The sequence below is a fragment of the Stenotrophomonas sp. 112478_Sma genome, assembly GCF_056479905.1.
In genome coordinates this window covers 3,352,559-3,373,790 of record NZ_CM151072.1, presented here as the reverse complement: position 1 = coordinate 3,373,790, position 21,232 = coordinate 3,352,559, and the positions used below count along the sequence as shown (strand labels likewise).

General features: G+C 67.0%; 16 protein-coding genes. 8 read left to right on the top strand and 8 right to left on the bottom strand.

Features of this window, described 5'->3' with window-relative positions:
• Positions 1-1,728: a type IV-A pilus assembly ATPase PilB gene (pilB, locus tag ACZK08_RS15395; protein ID WP_053517028.1), complete on the top strand. Its 1,728-nt coding sequence runs from the start codon at positions 1-3 to the stop codon at positions 1,726-1,728.
• Between the two features lie 69 nt (positions 1,729-1,797).
• Here the strand turns inward: pilB and ACZK08_RS15390 are convergent, their stop codons facing one another.
• Positions 1,798-3,171: a sigma-54-dependent transcriptional regulator gene (locus ACZK08_RS15390; RefSeq protein ID WP_053517026.1), complete on the bottom strand. Its 1,374-nt coding sequence runs from the start codon at positions 3,169-3,171 to the stop codon at positions 1,798-1,800.
• A 54-nt stretch (positions 3,172-3,225) separates the two neighbouring features.
• Positions 3,226-4,845: a sensor histidine kinase gene (locus ACZK08_RS15385; RefSeq protein ID WP_053517024.1), complete on the bottom strand. Its 1,620-nt coding sequence runs from the start codon at positions 4,843-4,845 to the stop codon at positions 3,226-3,228.
• 330 nt (positions 4,846-5,175) lie between these two features.
• Here ACZK08_RS15385 and sucC point away from each other — a divergent pair, with 330 nt between their 5' ends.
• The 3 genes from sucC to ACZK08_RS15370 all read left to right on the top strand — a co-directional run bounded on the left by sucC (position 5,176) and on the right by ACZK08_RS15370 (position 9,088).
• The gene (gene sucC, locus ACZK08_RS15380; protein WP_005418614.1) at positions 5,176-6,345 is read left to right on the top strand and encodes an ADP-forming succinate--CoA ligase subunit beta; all 1,170 of its coding nucleotides are present in this window, start codon (positions 5,176-5,178) and stop codon (positions 6,343-6,345) included.
• A 24-nt stretch (positions 6,346-6,369) separates the two neighbouring features.
• A complete protein-coding gene (gene sucD, locus ACZK08_RS15375) occupies positions 6,370-7,245 on the top strand; it encodes a succinate--CoA ligase subunit alpha (protein WP_005418610.1) in 876 nt (291 codons plus the stop codon).
• A gap of 208 nt (positions 7,246-7,453) precedes the next feature.
• Positions 7,454-9,088 carry an NAD+ synthase gene (locus ACZK08_RS15370; protein WP_065181642.1) on the top strand — a complete coding sequence of 545 codons (1,635 nt, stop codon included), beginning with the start codon at positions 7,454-7,456 and terminating at the stop codon, positions 9,086-9,088.
• A gap of 71 nt (positions 9,089-9,159) precedes the next feature.
• Here the strand turns inward: ACZK08_RS15370 and ACZK08_RS15365 are convergent, their stop codons facing one another.
• Positions 9,160-10,047 (bottom strand): outer membrane protein assembly factor BamD, encoded by an 888-nt coding sequence (locus tag ACZK08_RS15365; RefSeq protein ID WP_053517021.1) that lies wholly within the window; start codon positions 10,045-10,047, stop codon positions 9,160-9,162.
• 113 nt (positions 10,048-10,160) lie between these two features.
• Between ACZK08_RS15365 and rluD the strand changes: the two genes are divergently transcribed.
• From rluD to ACZK08_RS15345, 4 genes are read left to right on the top strand one after another with little or no spacing between them, the layout of a single operon-like run.
• Positions 10,161-11,150 carry a 23S rRNA pseudouridine(1911/1915/1917) synthase RluD gene (rluD, locus tag ACZK08_RS15360; RefSeq protein ID WP_065181641.1) on the top strand — a complete coding sequence of 330 codons (990 nt, stop codon included), beginning with the start codon at positions 10,161-10,163 and terminating at the stop codon, positions 11,148-11,150.
• Positions 11,150-11,920 (top strand): peptidoglycan editing factor PgeF, encoded by a 771-nt coding sequence (pgeF, locus tag ACZK08_RS15355; protein WP_065175783.1) that lies wholly within the window; start codon positions 11,150-11,152, stop codon positions 11,918-11,920. The genes rluD and pgeF overlap by 1 nt, the downstream gene beginning before the upstream one ends.
• Before the next feature lie 20 nt (positions 11,921-11,940).
• A complete protein-coding gene (locus tag ACZK08_RS15350; protein WP_081284381.1) occupies positions 11,941-12,447 on the top strand; it encodes a DUF4166 domain-containing protein in 507 nt (168 codons plus the stop codon).
• On the top strand, positions 12,422-12,838 hold the full coding sequence (locus ACZK08_RS15345) for a thiol-disulfide oxidoreductase DCC family protein (RefSeq protein WP_053517013.1): 417 nt from the start codon (positions 12,422-12,424) through the stop codon (positions 12,836-12,838). The genes ACZK08_RS15350 and ACZK08_RS15345 overlap by 26 nt, the downstream gene beginning before the upstream one ends.
• 25 nt (positions 12,839-12,863) lie before the next feature.
• On the opposite strand, the gene ACZK08_RS15340 is transcribed toward ACZK08_RS15345, so the two are convergent.
• The 5 genes from ACZK08_RS15340 to ACZK08_RS15320 form a co-directional block, all read right to left on the bottom strand.
• Positions 12,864-14,174 carry an OmpA family protein gene (locus ACZK08_RS15340; RefSeq protein ID WP_478452256.1) on the bottom strand — a complete coding sequence of 437 codons (1,311 nt, stop codon included), beginning with the start codon at positions 14,172-14,174 and terminating at the stop codon, positions 12,864-12,866.
• 322 nt (positions 14,175-14,496) lie between these two features.
• Positions 14,497-15,861 carry an alpha,alpha-trehalose-phosphate synthase (UDP-forming) gene (otsA, locus tag ACZK08_RS15335; protein ID WP_053517011.1) on the bottom strand — a complete coding sequence of 455 codons (1,365 nt, stop codon included), beginning with the start codon at positions 15,859-15,861 and terminating at the stop codon, positions 14,497-14,499.
• Positions 15,858-17,639 (bottom strand): glycoside hydrolase family 15 protein, encoded by a 1,782-nt coding sequence (locus ACZK08_RS15330; RefSeq protein ID WP_053517094.1) that lies wholly within the window; start codon positions 17,637-17,639, stop codon positions 15,858-15,860. The genes otsA and ACZK08_RS15330 overlap by 4 nt, the downstream gene beginning before the upstream one ends.
• A 40-nt stretch (positions 17,640-17,679) precedes the next feature.
• The gene (otsB, locus tag ACZK08_RS15325; RefSeq protein ID WP_065181638.1) at positions 17,680-18,438 is read right to left on the bottom strand and encodes a trehalose-phosphatase; all 759 of its coding nucleotides are present in this window, start codon (positions 18,436-18,438) and stop codon (positions 17,680-17,682) included.
• A 158-nt stretch (positions 18,439-18,596) separates the two neighbouring features.
• The gene (locus ACZK08_RS15320; protein ID WP_065181637.1) at positions 18,597-21,029 is read right to left on the bottom strand and encodes a TonB-dependent receptor plug domain-containing protein; all 2,433 of its coding nucleotides are present in this window, start codon (positions 21,027-21,029) and stop codon (positions 18,597-18,599) included.
• Positions 21,030-21,232 lie beyond the last annotated feature (203 nt).

Genomic DNA, 21,232 nt, shown 5'->3' with positions numbered 1-21,232 from the left:
ATGAGCGTTGTTTCATCCCCCAACCTTGTCGGCATCACCGGGCTGGCGCGCCGCCTGGTCCAGGATGGTGCGCTGGACGAGGCCACCGCCCGCGACGCCATGACCCGGGCCGCCGCCGCGCGGCAGCCGCTGCCGCAGTGGTTCGCGCAGAACAAGGTGGTGGGGGCAGCACAGCTGGCCGCGGCCAATGCGGTTGAGTTCGGCATGCCGCTGTTCGACGTCTCGACCTTCGATGCCAGCCAGAACGCGATGAGCCTGGTCAGCGAGGAACTGCTGCGCAAGCACAACGTACTGCCGCTGTTCAAGCGTGGCGGCAAGCTGTTCGTCGGCACCAGCAACCCGACCCACGCACTGGACGAGATCAAGTTCCACACCAACCTGGTGGTGGAGCCGATCCTGGTCGACGAGGACCAGATCCGCCGCACTCTGGAACAGTGGCACGCCAGCCACGACACGCTGGGTGACGCGCTGGGCGGTGACGATGAGGGGATGGCCAACCTCGACGTGGGCCTGGGCGATGAGGATGGCGCGGGCGGCGACTCCGGCATCGATGCCAAGGGCGACGACACCCCGGTGGTGAAGTTCGTCAACAAGGTGCTGGTCGATGCGATCCGCAAGGGCGCGTCGGACATCCATTTCGAGCCGTACGAAGACGATTACCGCGTGCGCCTGCGCATCGACGGGCTGTTGAAGATGGTCGCGCGCGCGCCGGTGAAGTTGAACCAGCGCATCGCCGCGCGCCTGAAGGTGATGGCACAGCTGGACATCGCCGAGAAGCGCGTGCCGCAGGATGGCCGCATCAAGCTCAACCTGTCCAAGTCCAAGCAGATCGATTTCCGTGTGAGCACGTTGCCGACGCTGTTCGGCGAGAAGGTCGTGCTGCGTATCCTCGACGGCAGTGCCGCCAAGCTGGGCATCGACAAGCTCGGCTATGAGCCCGACCAGCAGAAGCTGTTCCTGGATGCGATCCACAAGCCATACGGCATGGTGCTGGTGACCGGGCCGACCGGTTCGGGCAAGACGGTGTCGCTGTATACCGCGCTGGGCATTCTAAACGACGAGACGCGCAACATCTCCACGGCGGAAGACCCGGTGGAAATCCGGCTGCCCGGCGTCAACCAGGTGCAGCAGAACAACAAGCGCGGCATGACGTTCGCCGCTGCGTTGCGCTCGTTCCTGCGCCAGGATCCGGACATCATCATGGTCGGCGAAATCCGCGACCTGGAGACCGCCGAGATCGCCATCAAGGCCGCGCAGACCGGCCACATGGTGCTGTCCACCCTGCATACCAACGACGCGCCGCAGACCATCGCGCGCCTGATGAACATGGGCATCGCGCCGTACAACATCACCAGCTCGGTGACCCTGGTGATCGCCCAGCGTCTGGCGCGACGGCTGTGCCCGAACTGCAAGCGCCCGGCGCAGCTGCCGGAGCATGCATTGCTGGCCGAGGGCTTCACCCAGGCCCAGCTGGATGAGGGCATCCAGCTGCATGAGGCGGTGGGCTGTGATGAATGCACCGAGGGTTACAAGGGCCGCACCGGTATCTACCAGGTGATGCCGATGACCGACGAGATCGCCACGATCGTGCTGGCCGGTGGCAATGCGCTGCAGATTGCCGAAGCCGCGCAGGCGATCGGGGTCAATGACCTGCGGCAGTCGGCATTGAGGAAGGTCGCGGCGGGTGTGACCAGCCTGGCCGAGATCAATCGCGTTACCAAGGATTGACGCGGTTGTGCTGGCGGGGTCGGAGCCCTTTCCTGCGGAAAGGGATCCGACCGCTGGGTCTTGCGGCCCTTACTCCATGCCCAGCTTCTTCAGCTTGTAGCGCAGCGCGCGGAAGGTGATGCCCAGCTGCGCGGCGGTACGGGTCTTGTTCCAGCGGTTTTCTTCCAGCGCGCGCTGGATGGCGCTGCGTTCGAGCTGTTCGATGTACGAGGGCAGGGCGGCACTGCCCGGCTGCAGATCGACCACGGCTTCGGCGGCCGTGCCGTTGCCGGGCATGCGGGGGGCGTGCTGCGGCAGGCGCAGATCGTCGACACCGATGCGGTCTTCCTCGGCCAGGGCCAGCGCGCGCTCAAGGATGTTCTCCAGTTCGCGCACGTTGCCGGGGAAGGCGTACTGCGCCAGTGCCTCCAGCGCCGAGGGCGCGAGCAGCGGCGTGGTGCGGCCGTGGCTGCGGGCCAGCCGTGCCAGCACGGCAGCGGCCAGCTCCGGCAGATCCTGGCGGCGTTCGCGCAGCGGCGGCACCTTCAGTTCGATCACATTGATGCGGTAGTACAGGTCGTGGCGGAAGCGGCCGTCCTCGACCAGCTCGGCCAGATCCTTGTGGGTGGCCGACAGGATGCGCACATCGACCGGTTCCTCGCTGGCCGCACCCACCGCGCGCACCGACTTCTCCTGGATCGCGCGCAACAGCTTCACCTGCATCTGCAGCGGCAGCTCGGCGACCTCATCCAGGAACAGGGTGCCACCATGGGCGGCCTGGAACAGGCCGGGCTTGTCGGCGTGGGCGCCGCTGAAGCTGCCCTTGCGGTGGCCGAAGAACTCGCTCTCCATCAGTTCGCCGGGAATCGCGCCGCAGTTGACCGGCACGAACGGCCCGGCAGCACGTGCCCCCTGGGTGTGGATGGTCCGCGCGACCAGTTCCTTGCCGACGCCGGATTCGCCGAGGATGTAGACCGGGGCCTGGCTGCGCGCCACTTTGCCGATGGTGGCACGCAACACGTCCATCGCCGGCGAATTGCCGAGCAGCCGGGCGCCCTGTTCGGCGACGGGGCCCGGTACGGGCCGCTCGCTGTTGTTCAATTCCAGCGCGTGCTTGACCAGTCCGCGCAGCACGGCGATGTCCACCGGCTTGCTGACGAAGTCGAAGGCGCCCGCCTTCAGGGCTTCCACTGCCAGATCCATGCTGCCGAAGGCGGTGATCATCGCCACCGGTGTGCGCGGGTAGTGCTGGGCGATCTCGCTGACCAGCTCGATGCCGTTGCCATCCGGCAGGCGCATGTCGGTGATGCACAGGTCATAAGGATTGCTGGCCAGCAGCTCGCGGGCTTCGGCGAGGTTGGCTGCAGTACTGATGCGCAGCCCCATGCGGCCGAGCGTCAGCACCAGCAGTTCGCGGATGTCGCGTTCGTCGTCGACGACGAGGGCGCTGCGGGTTTCGTTCATGGGCGGAAAAGATAAACGAGGGGGCTGAAAGCGACAAATGTTTGACGCACAGAATCAGGAACCATCGGGCAGCAGGGTGTGCGGACCTGGCAGGACCAAGCGGAAACACGAGCCGCCGGCTGGCACCGGGATGTAATCCAGCCGTGCCTGGTTGGCCCTGCACAATTCGCGGGCGATGTACAAGCCCAGGCCGGTGCCGTGCTCGGAGGTGGTGAAGAACGGCCGGAACAGCTGCGCCGCCACGCTTTCGGGAATGCCGGGGCCACGATCCATCACGTCGATCACCGCGCTGCGTTCGTGCCGGGCCACACGCAGCCGCACGCGGGCCGGCTGCTGGCCGATGCGGCCGTACTTCAGGGCGTTGTGCACCAGCACGGTCAGCACCTGGTAGAGGTGGCGGGTGTCGACCTGCGCCGGCACCGAGGTGTCGCTGACGATCGGTTCGATGCTGTCGGTTTCCAGCGTCTGGCCCTGCTTGTACTCCAGCACGAAGCGGCGCACGAAGGCGACCAGATCCACGTTCTCCGGCGTGGCACGTTCGCGCCGGGCCAGGCCCAGCACGCTCTCGACGATGCCGTTGGTGCGCTGGCACTGCTGGCGGATGATCTGCAGCAGGCGGCGGTCGCTTTCGTTGAAGCCGGTACCTTCTTCCAGCAGCTGCACGGCATAGTTGATCGCCGCCAGCGGATTGCGGATCTCATGGGCCAGGCTGGCCGAGAAGCGGCCCATCGCCGACAGGGTGAGCGACTCGGCGCGCCGCGACACCACGCTGGAATCATCCAGGAAGACCAGGGCCAGTTCGCTGCCGGCCAGCAGGCGCGCGAAGCGCGGTTGCACTTCGGGTTGGTCCGGATTGAGCTGCAGCGGCAGTTCGTCCTGGGTCCAGCCGTTGCGCCAGCGCTGCAGGCGACGGGCCAGCTCGGGTGCGACGCTGGCCAGATCGAGGCGGCCGGTTCCGCCCGCACCGTCGCTGTCGCCGAGCAGCATCGAGGCAGCCTCGTTGGCCAGAGTGATGCGGCTGTCGGCATCCACCACCAGCACGCCGGTGCGCATGCGGCGGATGATCAGTTCGTTGATCTGGAACAGATTGGCCACCTCGTCACCGCGCTGGTTGGCCAGCTGCTGGTTGCGGCGGGCGCGGCTGCCGACCTGGTAGCTGATGAAGGCCAGGGCCAGGTAACTGGTCGTGAACATCGCCAGCTCGGCCAGGGTGCGGGTCGGGTCGCCGCCCTCCAGCAGCTTCCACAGGTATTCGCCCACCGTTGCCAGGCTCGCCGCCAGGGCCAGCCCAAGGCCCCAGCTCAGCGGCAGCAGGGTGGCGGCCGCGGCGATGTTGAACAGCAGCGACATCGAGATGCCGGCACTGGCGCCGGGCAGGGCGTGGGCCAGCAGGATGGCGGCGATGATGTCCACCAGCACGCCGGTGACCACGATCGGCCGCAGCCAGCGTTCGTTGCGGCCGATCGCCAGGGCCAGCAGCGACAACGCCAGGTAGGCCGCGCCGACGGTGTAGGCCAGCCGCGGGTGGTGGGCCTCGCCGACCATCATCGACAACGGGCTGTACAGCAGGGCGGCGATGACGGCTGCGATCAGCACCCGGTACAGGGCGAAGAAGTACAGCTCGCGCCGCGGAATCGATTCGATGCGGTCGATCAATGAAGCACTGGGTGACACGCCGGAACTCCCCTTCTGGCTGCCTGGATCTGGGTTGTGCGACGGGCATGCCCGAGCGGACGCAGATGCCCAGTATACGGTCGTGGCGATGCCCGGCCGCGGGTCCGCGTCGCGCAATCGGCCTGTGGCGAGGGCGGCCGGGCGGCTGCCGGCGATCCGCAACTGCCTGAATGACAGCGGAAATCCGCCCGGATCCGGTACTGCGTACAGACTTCTTTGCGCCCCGGCGCCGGCTCGGCCACAATAGTGGGCCCGCCGCGGTCCGTGCCGGTGCCTCCCCCGGAGGCCCTGAGGAATTGCGTGCGGTCGTTCCTATTCCCACGGTGACGCATGAATTTCCACGAATACCAGGCAAAACAACTGCTTGCCGAATACGGCATCCCGGTCCCGGCCGGCAAGGTCGCGGCTACTCCGGACGAGGCGGTTGAAGTCGCCCAGTCGCTGGGCCAGGGCCCCTGGATGGTCAAGGCGCAGATCCACGCTGGCGGCCGCGGCAAGGCTGGCGGCGTCAAGTTCTGCAAGACCGTCGATGACGTGAAGGCCGCAGCGGCCAAGATGCTCGGCACCAAGATGGCCACCTACCAGACCGCCGGCGTCGAGCTGCCGATCAACCTGGTGCTGGTGACCACCGCCGGTGAGATCGTCAAGGAACTGTACCTGTCGGTCCTGGTGGATCGCGGCACCCGCACCATCAGCTACATCGCCTCCTCGGAAGGCGGCATGGAAATCGAGCAGGTGGCTGCCGAGACCCCGGACAAGATCCACACCCTGAATGTGGACTTCGTCGAGGGCGTGCAGGGTTACCACGGCCGTGACATCGGCTTCAAGATGGGCCTGACCGCCAAGCAGGCCGGCCAGTTCGCCAACATCATGGTGAACCTGTACCGCATCTTCAACGAAAAGGACCTGGCGCTGGTTGAGATCAACCCGCTGGCGATCCTGGACGACGGCAACCTGTACGCGCTGGACGGCAAGTTCAACAGCGACGACAACGCCAACTTCCGCCACAAGGAACTGGTCGCGATGCGCGACAAGTCCCAGGAAGATGAAACCGAAGTGACCGCTTCGGAGCTGGACATCAACTACGTCACCATGGACGGCAACATCGGCTGCATGGTGAACGGCGCCGGCCTGGCCATGGCGACCATGGACGTCATCAAGCTCAACGGCGGCGAGCCGGCGAACTTCCTGGACGTGGGCGGCGGTGCCAACAAGCAGCGCGTCATCGAAGCGTTCAAGCTGATCCTGTCCTCGGACAAGGTGGAAGGCATCTTCGTCAACATCTTCGGCGGCATCGTCCGCTGCGACATGATCGCCGAGGGCATCATCGCCGCCGTGAAGGAAGTGGGCGTCAAGGTGCCGGTCGTGGTGCGCCTGGAAGGCACCAACGTGGAAGAAGGCAAGCAGCTGCTGCGTGACAGCGGCATGGCCATCATCCCGGCTGACAACATCAACGACGGCGCCAAGAAAGTCGTTGAAGCGGTCAAGAACGCCGCCTGATCCACGACACCGAAGGAAATTCCCATGTCTGTTTTGATTAACAAGAACACCAAGGTGATCGTGCAGGGCTTCACCGGCCAGCAGGGCACCTTCCACGCGACTCAGATGATCGAGTACGGCACCCAGGTTGTTGGCGGCGTGACCCCGGGCAAGGGTGGCACCACCCACATCGACCTGCCGGTCTTCAACACCGTTGCCGACGCCGTGCAGAGCACCGGCGCCAATGCTTCGGTCATCTACGTGCCGCCGCCGTTCGCGGCCGACGCGATCCTGGAAGCCGCAGCTGCCGGCATCAAGGTCATCGTCTGCATCACCGAAGGCATCCCGGTGCTGGACATGCTGCGCGTCAAGAACGTGCTGACCCGTTCCTACCCGGACACCGTGCTGATCGGCCCGAACTGCCCGGGTGTCATCACCCCGGGTGAGTGCAAGATCGGCATCATGCCGGGCCACATCCACAAGCCCGGCAAGATCGGCATCGTGTCGCGTTCGGGCACGCTGACCTATGAAGCGGTCAAGCAGACCACCGAAGTCGGCCTGGGTCAGTCCACCTGCATCGGCATCGGCGGCGACCCGATCAACGGCCTGAACTTCGTTGACTGCCTGAAGCTGTTCAACGAAGACCCGCAGACCGAAGGCATCATCATGGTCGGCGAGATCGGTGGCGACGCCGAGGAAGCCGGTGCGGAATACATCAAGAACCACGTGAAGAAGCCGGTCGTCGGTTTCATCGCCGGTGCCTCGGCTCCGGCCGGCAAGCGCATGGGCCATGCCGGTGCGATCGCCTCCGGCGGCAAGGGCACGGCGGAAGGCAAGTTCGCCGCCATGGAAGCGGCTGGCGTCGTCACCGTGCGTTCGCCGGGCGACCTGGGCGCTGCCATCGCCAAGCTGGTGAAGTAAGGTTGTTGCCGGCTTCCGGCCGGCACGATCTGTAGAGCCGAGCCCATGCTCGGCTTGCTTTGGAAAAGCCGCCTCCGGGCGGCTTTTCTGCGTCTGGGCGTCGCGCAGTCATCCGCCGGGCATGGCCCGGCGCTACCCGCAGGGTCCGCCCGGCAGGCACACGGTGCGGCGTTACAATGGGCCATTGCAACCACAGGCTGGACCTTCCATGGCTTCGATCCGCATCGCGATGGCGCAGTTCGATTTTCCGGTCGGCGATGTCGCCGGCAATACCGAGCGCATCATCGAGATGATCGGCCAGGCGCGCGATGAGTATGGCGCCGGGCTGGTGATGTTCCCCGAGCTGGCGGTCAGCGGCTATCCGCCGGAAGACCTGCTGCTGCGTCCGGGGTTCCTGTACGAATGCGAGCAGGCGATCGCGCGCATTGCGGCTGCCTGCCGCGGTATCACCGCTGTGGTCGGCTGGCCGCAGGCGGCGGGCGCGGTGGTGTACAACGCCGCCAGCGTGCTGCGCGATGGCCGGGTCGAACAGACCTATCGCAAGCGCGAGCTGCCCAACTACGCGGTGTTCGACGAGCGCCGCTACTTCGACGTCGACCCTGATGGCGGCAGCTGCGTGTTCGACGTCGACGGCATTCCGGTGGGCCTGCTGATCTGCGAGGACCTGTGGTTCGCTGAGCCGCTGGCCGATACCGTGCGTGCTGGCGCGCAGCTGGTGGTGGTGCCCAATGCCTCGCCCTACGAGCGCGGCAAGCACGCCCAGCGCGATGCCGTGCTGGCCGCGCGCACCCGCGAGAGCGGTGCGGCGATCGCGTATCTCAATGTTGTCGGTGGCCAGGACGCACTGGTGTTCGACGGCGCTTCGGTGGTGGCCGATGGCGACGGTACGGTGCACCCGGCCGCCGCTGCGTTCGTCGACCAGTGGCTGGTGGTGGAGTACGACGGTGCCAGCCGTCGCTTCATGCCACACGTCTGGATGGACGATGGCGACGAGAGCATGGACGCCCTGGCCTGGCGCGCGGTGACCCGTGGCATCCAGGATTACTGCCGCAAGAATGGTTTCACGAAGGTGTGGCTGGGCCTGTCCGGCGGCATCGATTCGGCCCTGGTGCTGGCCCTGGCGGTGGATGCGATGGGGGCCGAGAACGTGACTGCCGTGCGCCTGCCGTCACGCTATACCGCAGGCCTGTCCAACGATCTGGCTGCAGAGCAGTGCCAGGCGTTGGGAGTGAAGCTGGAAGCGGTGTCGATCGAGCCGGCGTTCAAGGGCCTGATGGAATCGCTGGCGCCGCTGTTCGAGGGCACAACCCCGGATGTGACCGAGGAGAACCTGCAGTCGCGCAGCCGCGGCGTGATCCTGATGGCGCTGGCCAACAAGTTCGGTGGCCTGCTGCTGACCACCGGCAACAAGAGCGAGTATGCGGTCGGCTACGCCACCATCTACGGTGACATGTGTGGCGGCTACGCGCCGTTGAAGGATCTGTACAAGACCGAAGTATTCGGTCTGTCGAAGTGGCGCAATACCGTGGGGGGCGCGCCGGTGATTCCGCCGGCCGTGATCAGCCGCCCGCCGTCGGCCGAACTGCGCGAGAACCAGCTGGACCAGGATTCGCTGCCGGCCTACGACGTGCTGGACGGCATCCTGTACCGCTACGTCGACCAGGAGCAGTCGCGCGCCGAGATCGTTGCAGCCGGTTACGATGCGGCCGTGGTCGACCGCGTGCTGCGGCTGGTGCGCATCAGCGAGTGGAAGCGGCACCAGGCCGCACCGGGGCCGAAGGTCTCCCGTCGCGCCTTCGGCCGCGAACGCCGCTACCCGATCAGCAACGGCTACAAGGGCTGAGGCCCGCGCCTTCGCAGGGCCCGGCCATGGCGGGCCCCACAAAAGAAAGGGCCCCTTGCGGGGCCCTTTTCTTACTTCTTTTCCAGCCGCGCGTTGCGCTGGCCGGTACTGGCGGACTTCTCGCCTGCGAACGGGTTGAGCTTGCGGATCATCCAGGGGTACTTCGGCCAGTTGCCTGCCAGCCACGGGTGATCGGGCTGGTTCAGCTCCAGCACGCGCCGGGCATCGTCGGCCAGGGTCTTGTTGCCCAGGTGGGTGTAGGAGTCGGCCAGGACCGCCACGGCGTCGTACTGGAAGGCGCTCTGCGGATAGGTTTCCAGCAGGTAGTTGGCGCGGCCAGCGGCCGACACCCAGGCGCCACGGCGCATGTAGTACAGCGCGTTGTCCAGCTCGTGCTGGGCGAATACGTCACGCAGCTCGATCATCCGCTGGCGGGCGTCGGCGGCGTAGCGGCTGTTCGGGTAGCGGTCAACGACGATGTTGAAGTCCGAATACGCCTGGTGCGGCGTGGACAGATCGCGGCGGCTGGGGTCCAGGGACCATACGCGACGCAGGAAAACCGTATTGCGGTTGGAGTTGGCCAGGCCGCGCAGGTAATACAGGTAGGCGATGTTGCGATGGGTCGGATAGGTCCGGATGAAGCGGTCGATGCTCGACACCGCATCGTCGTGCTTGCCGGCCTTGTACTGCGCGTAGGCGGTTTCGATCATCGCCTGTTCGGTGTACGGGCCGTAGGGATACTGGGCCACCAGGCGACGGAAGCTGGCTTCGGCGCCGCTCCAGTTGCCCCCCTTCATCAGCGTGTGGCTCTTCTCGTACAGCTGTTCGACCGGCGTCCCCTCGTCGGGGCGATCACCCTTCTTGGCGCCGCGATGGCAGCCGGTGGCGGCGATGACCAGCACCAGCAGCAGGGCGGTGAGGCGGACGGGCGCGGAGAGCATGGCGGAGCGTCGGATCATGGGGTCAAGGCGGGACGCGTCTGGAATACGAAGGGTCGATGATAGCCTAGTGTCCTGTCCTGCGACTGAAACCGACCGCCGGGACCCCAAAATTTCAAAGATACCCCCCTGCCATGTCTGAACAACCCTCCGAATCGGCCCGCCAGGCCATCGTCCCCGACACCGCCGCCGGCCGGCGTTTCGACGCCGTCGTGGCCGAACTGTTCCCCGAGTACTCCCGTTCACGCCTGACCGAATGGATCAAGGCCGGCGACGTCCTGCTCGATGGCGCCCAGGCGCGGCCGCGCGATCCGCTGCGCGGTGGCGAGGTGGTGGCCCTGAACGTGGTGCTGGAGACCCAGACCGATGCCCAGCCGGAGGACATCCCGCTGGACGTGCTGTTCGAGGACGAGCACCTGCTGGTGATCAACAAGCCGGTCGGCCTGGTGGTCCACCCGGGTGCCGGCAACCACAGCGGCACCCTGGTCAATGCGCTGCTGTACCGCGACCCGTCGGTGGCGGTTCTGCCGCGCGCCGGCATCGTGCATCGCCTCGACAAGGACACCAGCGGCGTGATGGTGGTCGCCCGCACCCTGGAGGCGCAGACGGCCCTGGTCGAACAGCTGGCCGCGCGTGATGTGCACCGCCAGTATCTGGCCATCGTGATGGGCGCTCTGGTGGCCGGCGGCACCGCCGATGCGCCGATCGACCGTCATCCGCGCGACCGCCTGAAGATGGCGGTGCGCGAAGACGGCAAGGACGCGATCACTCATTACCGCCTGCGCGAGCGCTTCCGGGCGCACACCGCGCTGGAATGCCGGCTGGAAACCGGCCGCACCCACCAGATCCGCGTGCATATGGCGCACCTGCGCCACCCCATCATCGGCGACCCGCTGTATGGCGGCGCGCTGAAGCTGCCCAAGGGCGCCAGCGACGAACTGGTGGCGGCGCTGCGTGGCTTCAAGCGCCAGGCCCTGCACGCCGAGACGCTGGAGTTCGTGCATCCCATCACCGGCGAGCCGGTGCGCAATTCGGCGCCGGTACCGGACGACATGCTGCACCTGATGAAGGTGCTGCGCGAAGACAGCGAGGCCTTTACCGAGCGCGAGCGGGATCGCTGGTGATGGCGACCGCGCTGCCGCTGCTGCAGGCTGACTGGCCGGCGCCGCCGGGCGTGCGGGCGCTGACCACACGCCGGCACGGCGCGGGCATTTCGCCGGCACCCTTTGCCCAGTTCAACCTGGGCAACCGGCACGCAGCCGATGGAGATGCGCCGGCCAACGTCGAACACAACCGGCAACTGCTGCAGCAGGGACTGGCGCTGCCCTCCGCGCCGCACTGGCTGCGCCAGGTGCATGGCACCACCGTGCTGCGCTTTGATGGCCCGCCAGTGGCCGGGGCCAGCGAGCCGGTGGCCGATGCCGCGGTGACGTCGGTGCCGGGGGTGGTGCTGGCCATCCTGACCGCGGACTGCCTTCCGGTGGTGTTTGCCGCCGCCGACGGCAGCGAAGTGGGCGCGGCCCATGCGGGCTGGCGCGGCCTGGCCGATGGCATGCTGGAACACACGGTAGCCGCGATGCGCACCGCGCCGTCGCAGCTGCGGGTCTGGCTGGGCCCGGCGGCAGGGCCTGCCGACTATGAGATCGGCGAAGAGGTGTATCAGGCCTTCGTCGGCCACGAACCGGCGGCGGCCGCCGCCTTCGTGGCCACCCGCGCGGGGCACTGGAAGGTCGATCTGTTCGCACTGGCCCGCCAGCGCCTGCAGTCCGTGGGCGTGGACCCGGCCCAGGTGTCTGGCGGCACGATCTCCACCATTGCCGATCCGGACCTGTATTCGCACCGTCGCGACCGCCGCACCGGCCGCATGGCAACGCTGGCCTGGATCGCTCCCTGACCGTGCCGCTGTTCGCGCAGGTGCTGGGGCCGGCCTTCGCCACCCTGGCAGCACCGGTGCAGGCGTTGCATGCGGCGCCGCTGCCGTGCCGCCGTACCGGGCAGGCGCGGATCGCACGGGGCCGCCATTGGCTGGTGCCCATGCTGGCCGCGTTGGCGCGGCTGCCGAAGGAGGCGCACGCCTTGCCGGTCGAGGTGGTGTTCAGCGCCTGCGGGCAAGGCGAGCAGTGGGCGCGACGTTTCGGGCGCTGGCCGATGGTGTCGCGGCTGTGGGCACAGGAAGGCGGTCTGCATGAGCAGCTCGGTGCGGTGCACTTCGGATTCGAGCTGCGGGCGCGTGAAGGCGGCATCGACTGGTCGGTGCGCAGCGTCCGCGTGTTCGGCCTGCTGCCGCTGCCGACGCGCTGGTTCGACGGCGTGCGCTGCCGCGAGGCCTGGGCCGCAGAGCGCTACACTTTCCTGGTTGATGTGACATTGCCCTGGATTGGAGCGCTGATCCGTTATGAAGGCTGGCTCGACCCGCAGTGACGCAGTGATCGTGTTCGATGGCGTCTGTGCGCTGTGCAGCCGCTGGGTGCGTTTCCTGTTGCGCGTGGACCGCCACGGGCGCTATCGCTTCGCAGCGATGCAGGGTACGCATGGCAGCCTGCTGCTGCGCAGCCATGGGCTGGATCCGCAGGACCCGCGCTCCTTTCTGCTGCTGGACGAGCAGGGCGCCTGGACTGACACGGACGCGATCCTGCGCGTGCTGACCGGGCTGGGAGGCGCATGGCGGCTGGCGGGCGTGCTGCGCCTGTTGCCGCGCAGCTGGCGGGATGCCGCCTATCGCAGGCTGGCCCGCAACCGATACCGCTGGTTCGGTCGTCACGACCGCTGCACGCTGCCGACGACGCAGCAGGCCGGCCGTTTCCTGGACTGATGTGCCGGTCGGTCCGCGCGCGGTGTCAGTGCGGAGCCGCAAGCAGCCGATAGGCGATGCGCTGGTTGCGCGCGCGGCCGTCCTCGCTGCGGTTGTCGGCTACCGGATGCTCCTCGCCGTACCCCACCGCGACCAGCGTCGGTGCCGGCACGCCATGCGCGTGCAACGCCGTCACCACCACGTCCGCACGCTGCTGGCTGAGCTGCCGGTTGGCCTCGGACGCGCCCTGGCTGTCGGTGTGAGCGGCCACTTCCACCCGTGTGCCCGGCGCAGTGCTGCGCAATGCGTCGGCCACCACCTGCAGCGTTTCGCTGGAGCTGCCGCGCAGTTCGCTGGAGCCGGGATGGAACTCCAGCCGGGTCAGGTTCAGCGCAGCGATCCGCTGCGCGGCGCCGGCATCGGCCGGCAGCCGCGACAATGCGGCCCGGCCCGGACCCCACAGCCCACTCATCCGCAGGGCGGGGAAATCCTGGCGGAGCTGCCGCGAGATCGCCAGGCGCCGCTCTTCGCTCAGGGCGGTGGAGTCGATATCCAGCTGGTTGCCGGCGAACTCCAGGCGCAGTCCGTCGCCCTGCAGGCAGGGCAGGGTGCGGATCAGGCGCTCGAACCAGCGCGGCGACCGGGCCTGCGGATCGATCTCGATACGGCCACTGACGTGCCCTGCGCCATGCACCGCAATCAACGCGCTCCACAGGCGGCGGCGCAGGGCGTCGCTGGGCAGGCTGCCATGGACCGAGACCTGCGCGCCGCGCTGGTGCAGGAACAGCCGCGCGTCGTGTTCGCGGACGATCGCCTGTGGCGTCCACAGCGGCGTGCGTGCCTTCAGCTGCAGCCATGCGGTAGCGCCGAGCACGACCACGGCGGCCATCATCCACAGCAGGCTGCGCAGGGCCATGCCCTGCACCCGCGGGGTGAGCAGGGTGCCGGCCATCTGCGGTCGCTGCCGCTGCGGGCGATTGCGCAGCTGGGGCGGCTCCGAAGGGGCCGGCTCGATGGGCTGGGACGTCAATGCGATCAGCCCCGGCAGCAGATCGCAGGCCACGACCCGGAACGCCCCCGATGACAGTCTGCTGCGCCGGGCCAGCCGGTCCATGACCGGATCACCCAGCGCACGCTGCAGGTCGCTGGCCAGCACCGGCAGCGGCGGCTGCCCGGGACGCCGCCAGGATCGGAAGTGAACCCCCAGGCCCGCCTGCTCGAAGGTCTGCTCCAGTCCGTCCAGTCCCCGTGGGTGGGAGGCTATCCAGCCGGCAATCACATCAACCACCCAACGGGTGCGATGGCCCAGTCCCAGGCGGTGGCTGGCTTCTTCGATGAAACGGTCGTACGCGTGCATGCAGTGGATCCCCGGAGTGATGTGCACGCAGTCGTGCACGGTGCGGCTTCTGTCGATTGCAGGAGCTCTGGGGGCGCCACTGTGGGGAGGTCGCGTCAATGCGAAATGAAATATCGCCGGTTCATTTTCTTTCGTTTTCCGCGATGGCGTCGCGAGGACGCCACGCAGCTGGCTGGAAGCCTTGGGGCAGCAGGACGTTCGCCTGCCTGAGTGCCACTTGCGACAGCGGCTGTGGAGATCACGCCACAGCGGCGGGATGGTTGCATGCGCAATTACTTTCGAGCCAAAAGCGTCAAGTTTCGGCGTACAGAATGCGCCTGATTCAGCCTTCGAGGGCGTCCAGGTAGCTGCGCCGCCAATGGTTGATGTCGTAGGTGCGCAGGTGCTCCATCATGGCGTGCCAGCGCTCCTGGCGCTTGCGCAGCGACATGGTGGCGGCCGTGGCGATGGCATCGGCCACGCCGTCCAGATCGTGCGGGTTGACCAGCAGCGCCTGCTTCAGTTCATCGGCGGCGCCGGCCAGAAGGGACAGCACCAGCACGCCCGGATCCTCCGGGTCCTGCGAGGCGACGTACTCCTTGGCGACCAGGTTCATGCCATCGCGCAGCGGGGTGACCAGACCGACGGCCGCCGCGCGGTAGAAGCCGGTGAGGGTGGCATGGGTGAAGTTCTGGTTGACGTAGCGAAGCGGCGTCCAGTCCGGCTCGGCATGGCCACCGTTGATGTGCCCGGCGATCTGTTCCAGCTGGCTGCGCAGTTGCCGGTACTCGGTGACATCACCGCGCGAGACCGGCGCGATCTGCAGGTAGGTCAGGGTGCCGCGCTGGTCGGGATGGCGCTGCAGGTAACGTTCGAAGCCAAGGAAACGTTCGGGCAGCCCCTTGGAATAGTCCAGGCGGTCCACGCCGATGGCCAGCTGCCGATCCCGCAGACTGGCCCGCAGGTTCTTCACGGCGGCCTTGGCCGCTGCGGTGCTGGCCTGACGCGCGATAAGCCCGGTGTCGATGCCGATCGGGAAGGCGGCAGCGCGGAAGCGGCGCCCCCCCGGGGCCTCCAGTTCGCCGTTGTCGAGCACGCGACCGCCGCCGAACAGCCGCAGGTAGGTCTGGAAGCGGTCGGCATCGCGCTGGGTCTGGAATCCCACCAGGTCATAGGCATACAGCGCGGAGAACAGCCGCAGGTGGTCGGGCATGGCCTGCAGCAGGTCCGCCGAGGGCATCGGGATGTGCAGGAAGAAGCCGATGCGGCAGCCGATGCCGCGCTCGCGCAGCAGGGCACCCAGCGGGATCAGATGGTAGTCGTGGATCCAGACGATATCGTCCTCGCGCAGCAACGGCGCGAGCTTGTCCGCGAACATCGCATTGACCTTGTGATATGTCTCGCGCGTGCCGCGGTCATAGTCGACCAGGTCCAGGCGGAAATGCAGCAGCGGCCACAGCGTGCGGTTGGCGAAGCCGTTGTAGTAGCCGTCCACCTCGCGCTTGTTCAGGTCCATGGTGACGAAGCGGATGTCGCCGTCCTGCTGTTCATGCAGCGCGCCGCTGCCATCACGCACGGTCTTGCCACTCCAGCCGAACCACATGCCGCCGCGCTCCTTGAGCGCAGCCAGCAGGCCCACCGCAAGGCCCCCGGCGCGGTTCTCGCCGGGCACGGCAACGCGGTTGGAGACCACCACCAGACGACTCATGATGCCTCCTGCCACGAACGCGACAGGCGCATCGCTGCCGTGATCAGACCCACATGCGAATACGTCTGCGGGAAGTTGCCCCACGCTTCGCCGCTGTCGAAGGCCAGGTCCTCCGACAGCAGGCCAAGATGGTTGCGCTGCTTCAACAGCGTCTCGAACATCTCGCGTGCCTCATCCATGCGCCCGATCGCCGCCAGCGCATCGATGTACCAGAAGGTGCAGATGGTGAAGCTGGTTTCCGGCTCGCCGAAATCGTCCGGTGCGATGTAGCGGTACAGCGAATTGCCATGCTTGAGGTCGCGGCCGATGGCCTCGACGGTGGCGATGAAACGTGCGTCGAGTGCATCGATGAAGCCGATGTCGGCCAGCAGCAGCAGCGACGCGTCCAGGCGATGGCCGTCGAAGGTGTCGGTGAAGTGGCCCAGCGATTCGCTCCAGGACCGCTGCATGATGCGCGCGTGGATGATGTCGGCGCGCTCGCGCCAGTAGCGTGCACGGTCATCGCGCTTGAGCCTCACGGCGATCTTGCACAGGCGATCGCAGGCGGCCCAGCACATCGCGCTGGTGTAGGTGTGCACCTCGGTGCGGCCGCGGAACTCCCACAGGCCTGCGTCGGGGACGTCGTGCAGGGCAAAGGCCTGTTCGCCCAGCGGTTCCAGCCGGGCAAAGGTATGGGCATCCCCGGGGTCCTGCAGGCGACGATCGAAGAACAACTGGGTGGAGGCCAGCACCACGCTGCCATACACGTCGTGCTGGCGCTGCACCCAGGCCAGGTTGCCGCGGCGCACCGGGCCCATCCCGCGGTAGCCGGACAGGCTGGGAACTTCATCCTCGTCCAGCTTGGCCTCGAATCCGATGCCGTACAGCGGCTGCAGCGTGCCGTCGGTGGTGGCGAGGTTGAAGATGTAGCCGAGGAACTGCTCCATCGTACGGGTGGCGCCAAGCCGGTTCAGCGAACGCACCACGAACGCAGCATCGCGCAGCCAGCAGTAGCGGTAGTCCCAGTTGCGCACGCTGCCGGGAGCTTCGGGAATGGAGGTGGTCATCGCCGCGATGATCGCCCCACTGTCCTCGTACTGGCACAGCTTGAGAGTGATCGCGCTGCGGATCACCGCGTCCTGCCATTCCAGCGGAATCGACAGATAGCGCACCCATTCGCGCCAGTAGTCGCGCGTGCGCTGGAACGCTTCCTGCACATAGCCGCTGATCGAGCGGTTGAGCGATTCATCCACGCCCAGGATCAGGTGCACAGGGTGGTTGAGGACGAACGGCAGGCCATCACGGACCATTCGGACCGGCACATCGGTGGTCAGCCGCAGCACGTGGTCGGGCAGGATCCAGCGCACATGGTTGCTGCCCCACGTGGATTCGGGAACACGTGCGCCCCAGTCGGCCAGCGGCCGTGCGCGGATGACGATACGTGGGCTGCCGGCCAATGGCCGCACCTGGCGGATCAGGCTGACCGGCCGGTAGAAGCGGTCGTTCTGCCGCCAGCGTGGCGCGAAATCGAGGATCTCCAGCGCACCTCCATGCGTGTCGCGCAGCACCGTGCGCAGGATGGCGGTGTTGGTGAGATATTCCTGCTCGCTGTCGGCGAAGTCCTCCAGCTCGACGGCGAAGTCGCCGCCTGTCTGCTGGTTCGGGCCCAGCAGCGCACAGAAGGTGGGGTCGCCGTCAAAGGTGGGCAGGCAGCTCCAGACGACACGGGCATGTTTGTCGACCAGGGCGCCGAAGCTGCCGTTGCCGACCACGCCCAGATCAAGATCGGGTTGGGTCATCACGCGGTACATCTCGGTTGCGGCCGTGGGGGTGGCCGGGTCAATAGGCATTCTCGCGCAGCCAGGCGTGCACGCTGCGTATGTCAGGCAGCGCGAACACGGCGGCGCTGGGTTCACGCTCGCCGATCAGCACGCTCCAGCCATGCTGGCCGTTGGCGGCGTCGAATCCGAATTCATCCGTCAGGTCATCGCCGAGGAACACGGGCAGGCGGCCCCGGAACGGCAGGTACTGCATCATCCGCCGGATCGCGCGGCCCTTGTCGGTGCCGACGGGCACGAACTCGACCACGTGATCGCCGGGTTGCAGGCGGTAGCTGGAGCGACCGCGCACATGGCGGTCAGCGAACGCCCGCACCGCGCTTCCAGCGTGCGGCGCCTCGCGCCAGTGCAGGGCCAGGCCCACACCCTTGTCTTCTACCAGTACCCCGGGATGGCCATGGGCAAAACGCATCGCCTGCTGATGCAGGGCATGCAGCCATTCGGCGGTGTCATCGTCATGTTCGTCGCGCAGCACGCGTCCGTCCTGGCCACGCAGTTCATGGCCGTGCAGGCCGGCCGCAGGCAGCTGCAGAGGCGCGAACAACTGGTCAAGCTGTGCCAGAGGACGGCCACTGACCAGTGCTACGGCACCTTCCAGGCGGTCGCTGATACGACCGATGGCCTCACGCACATCGGGCAGCAGCTGCACGGCGTCCGGTCGTGCAGCGAATTCAATCAGGGTGCCATCGACATCGAGGAACAACGCGCAGGCATCGTCCAGCAATGGAGGTGGCGGACGCAGGGGGAGCGGTTCAGCCATGACGCCCAGCCTGCCAGCGTGGGCGTGTACGTGGGGTCGAGAGCAGGCGACGACAGTGCGTCGGCGCTGTCTGCCGGTTGCCGGCACGAGGGAGCGGTACCGGAGCGGGGCAGTGCGGACCCGTGGTCCGCACCACCGCAGACACGCGTCAGCCGCGGTCAGAACGTGTAACGGACGCGGCCGTAGTAGTAGGCGCCGTTGCTGCCGATCGGCGAAAGCACGTCGTAGGGCAGATTGCCGAAGTAATGGATGTCCTCATTGGATCGATCCGGGTAGTTGTCGGTCAGATTCTGCCCGCCGATGGCCACGCTCCATTGGGCGCTGATGCGATACTCCACTTCTGCATCCAGCTGCCATTCGGCCTGGTAGGTCTGGCGCGGAATGTAACCGTCACCGAAGTTGAAGACACGGGTGACGCTGCCATAGCGGTTCACCCGGCTGCTGAGTGACCAGCGGTCATTGCTCCATGCTGCAGAGACGCTGCCGCGCGTGCGCGGGGTGGCGTCGGTCAGCGTGTTGGTCTCTTCGATGCCGAACAGCACATAGTCCGGATCGAGCGCCTGCAGTTGTGCAGGGGTGGCCAGCACGTTCTTCAGCGTGGTCTTGGTGTAGGCGTAAGTGCCGGTCAGCAGCAGTTGGCCGTTGCCCAGCGCCTGCCGCCAGTTGCTGACCAGTTCGGCGCCACGGGTACGTGTATCGGCGGCATTGACGAAGAAGCTGGCGCTCTGCAGGCCACTGACGCCGTAGTTGGCGGCGACATAATCGGTCAGCGCATCGCCGGTGATGCTTTCGGACAGCGCGATGCGGTCATCGATGTCGATCTGGAAGAAGTCCAGCGACAGGTCGAAGTGCTCGCCGATGCGGCTGGTGAAGCCCAGCGACGTGTTGATCGACTTTTCGGGCTTGAGGTCCTGCGCACCCAGGCCCCGGGCAATCGGATTGTTGACCGACAGCAGCCGGCCCTGCACCAGCTGGCCGCCGGCGTTGTAGCCAGTGGAGGTCGACTCGTAGCCGATCTGTGCCAGCGACGGGGCGCGGAAGTTGTTGGAGATCGCGCCACGCAGGGCGAAGGCCGGGGTGAACTGGTAACGCAGGCCGAGCTTGCCGGTCAGTTCGCCGCCGAAATCATCGCTGTGCTCGTAGCGCGCAGCCAGGTCGCTGGAGAAGTGATCGCCGAACTGGCTGGACAGGCTGGCATAGGCGCTGGCCACATCGCGCGACAGGGTGGCGGCATCCTGCGGCGTGAGGCCGCCGCCGGCCTGCGAGCCGGTGGGACGGTCGGTAAACGGGCCGGCCGCATAGCTGGCGGGGTCGCCGGGACGGGTCTGGTAGCGCTCATGGCGCGCTTCCGCGCCCAGGCCCAGCGTATGGCTGATGCTGTCGCTCTGGGTGAACACACGGCTCAGGTCCAGGTTGCCGACGGTCTGAGCGTACTCATAATCAGCCGTCTTGAAGCGTGTCGGGCTGGCCGGGCCCAATGAGGCGTTGAGCGAATCACGCAGGCGATAGGTGAAATCGTTCTGGCCATGGTCCAGGCTGCCGTCGTAGCTCCACTCACCCCATTGGCCGCGCACACCGGCGACCGCCTGCACGTCGCGGTTCTCGCCTTCGGAGACCGGCCGGTAACCGTTCGGATAGACCTCCTTCCAGTTGGCCTCGCCGTCCGGGTAGCGGAAATAGTTCGCGCCTTCGGTATCGCGCTGGTTGAAGGTGCCGAACGCATAGAAGGTGGAGGTCTGGCCGACCGGGATTTCAGTGTTGAGCCACAGGTTGATGTCCTTGCTCTCACCATCGCCCAGCACGTAGTTGCGCTTGCCCTGCAGTGCCAGGTTGTCCGGGGTCTGGTCCCACGGTGGAATCTGGTCGAAGCCGGCGCGGTTGGTCCCGTTGCGGTGCTTGTACTCCAGGCCGACGCGCAGGAAGCCACCGTCCTCACCCAGCGAGGTGCCCACTTTGGCGCTGATGTTGCCGGCCTGCCCATCGGTAAGGGTGCGGCCGATCGGCTTCAGATCGGTGTGATTTGCACCGTAGCTGGCTTCGATCTCGCCGCCGTCGCCACCATTGTCGAGGATCACATTGATGACACCTGCCACGGCGTCGGAGCCATACAGCGCGCCGGCACCGTCGCGAAGCACTTCGATGCGCTTGATCGCGCTGACAGGGATGGCATTGAAGTCGACCGGCGTGGTGCCCTTGCCGATCTTGCTGTCGGTGTTGACCAGGGCGGTGTGGTGGCGGCGCTTGCCGTTGATCAGCACCAGTACCTGATCCGGCGACAGGCCGCGCAGCTGCGCGGCGCGGACGTGGTCGGCGCCACCGGAATTGGACTGGCGCGGGAAGTTGAACGACGGCAACAGCGCCTGCAGCGCACTGCCGAGTTCGCCGTTGACCACGCCGGCCTTGCGGATGTCCTCGGCGGTAAGCACATCCACCGGCGAGGTGGATTCGAGCACCGTGCGGTCGGCGGCACGGGTGCCGGTGACGATCACGGTGTCGAGGTTGGTGGCGTCCTGGGCCAGGGCCGGGGCGATGGGGGAGAGCGCAAGGGCAATGGCGAGGCCGAGCGGCGACGCGGGCAGGCGGGCGGACATGGGGGCTCCAGCAACAACGACGACGGGGAAGGGGGAGATAGTTTCACTTACATCCATCCGGATGAAGCGATATATTATCTTCGCGTGATGACCGGTGCTGATGCAAGCCCCTGCCGGTCCGGCATGAGCTGATGCCCTGTTGGCATCAGCACGCCGGGCCGGTGGCGCTGTACGCTGCCGGCTCGCACTGTCCCCCTTCCCCG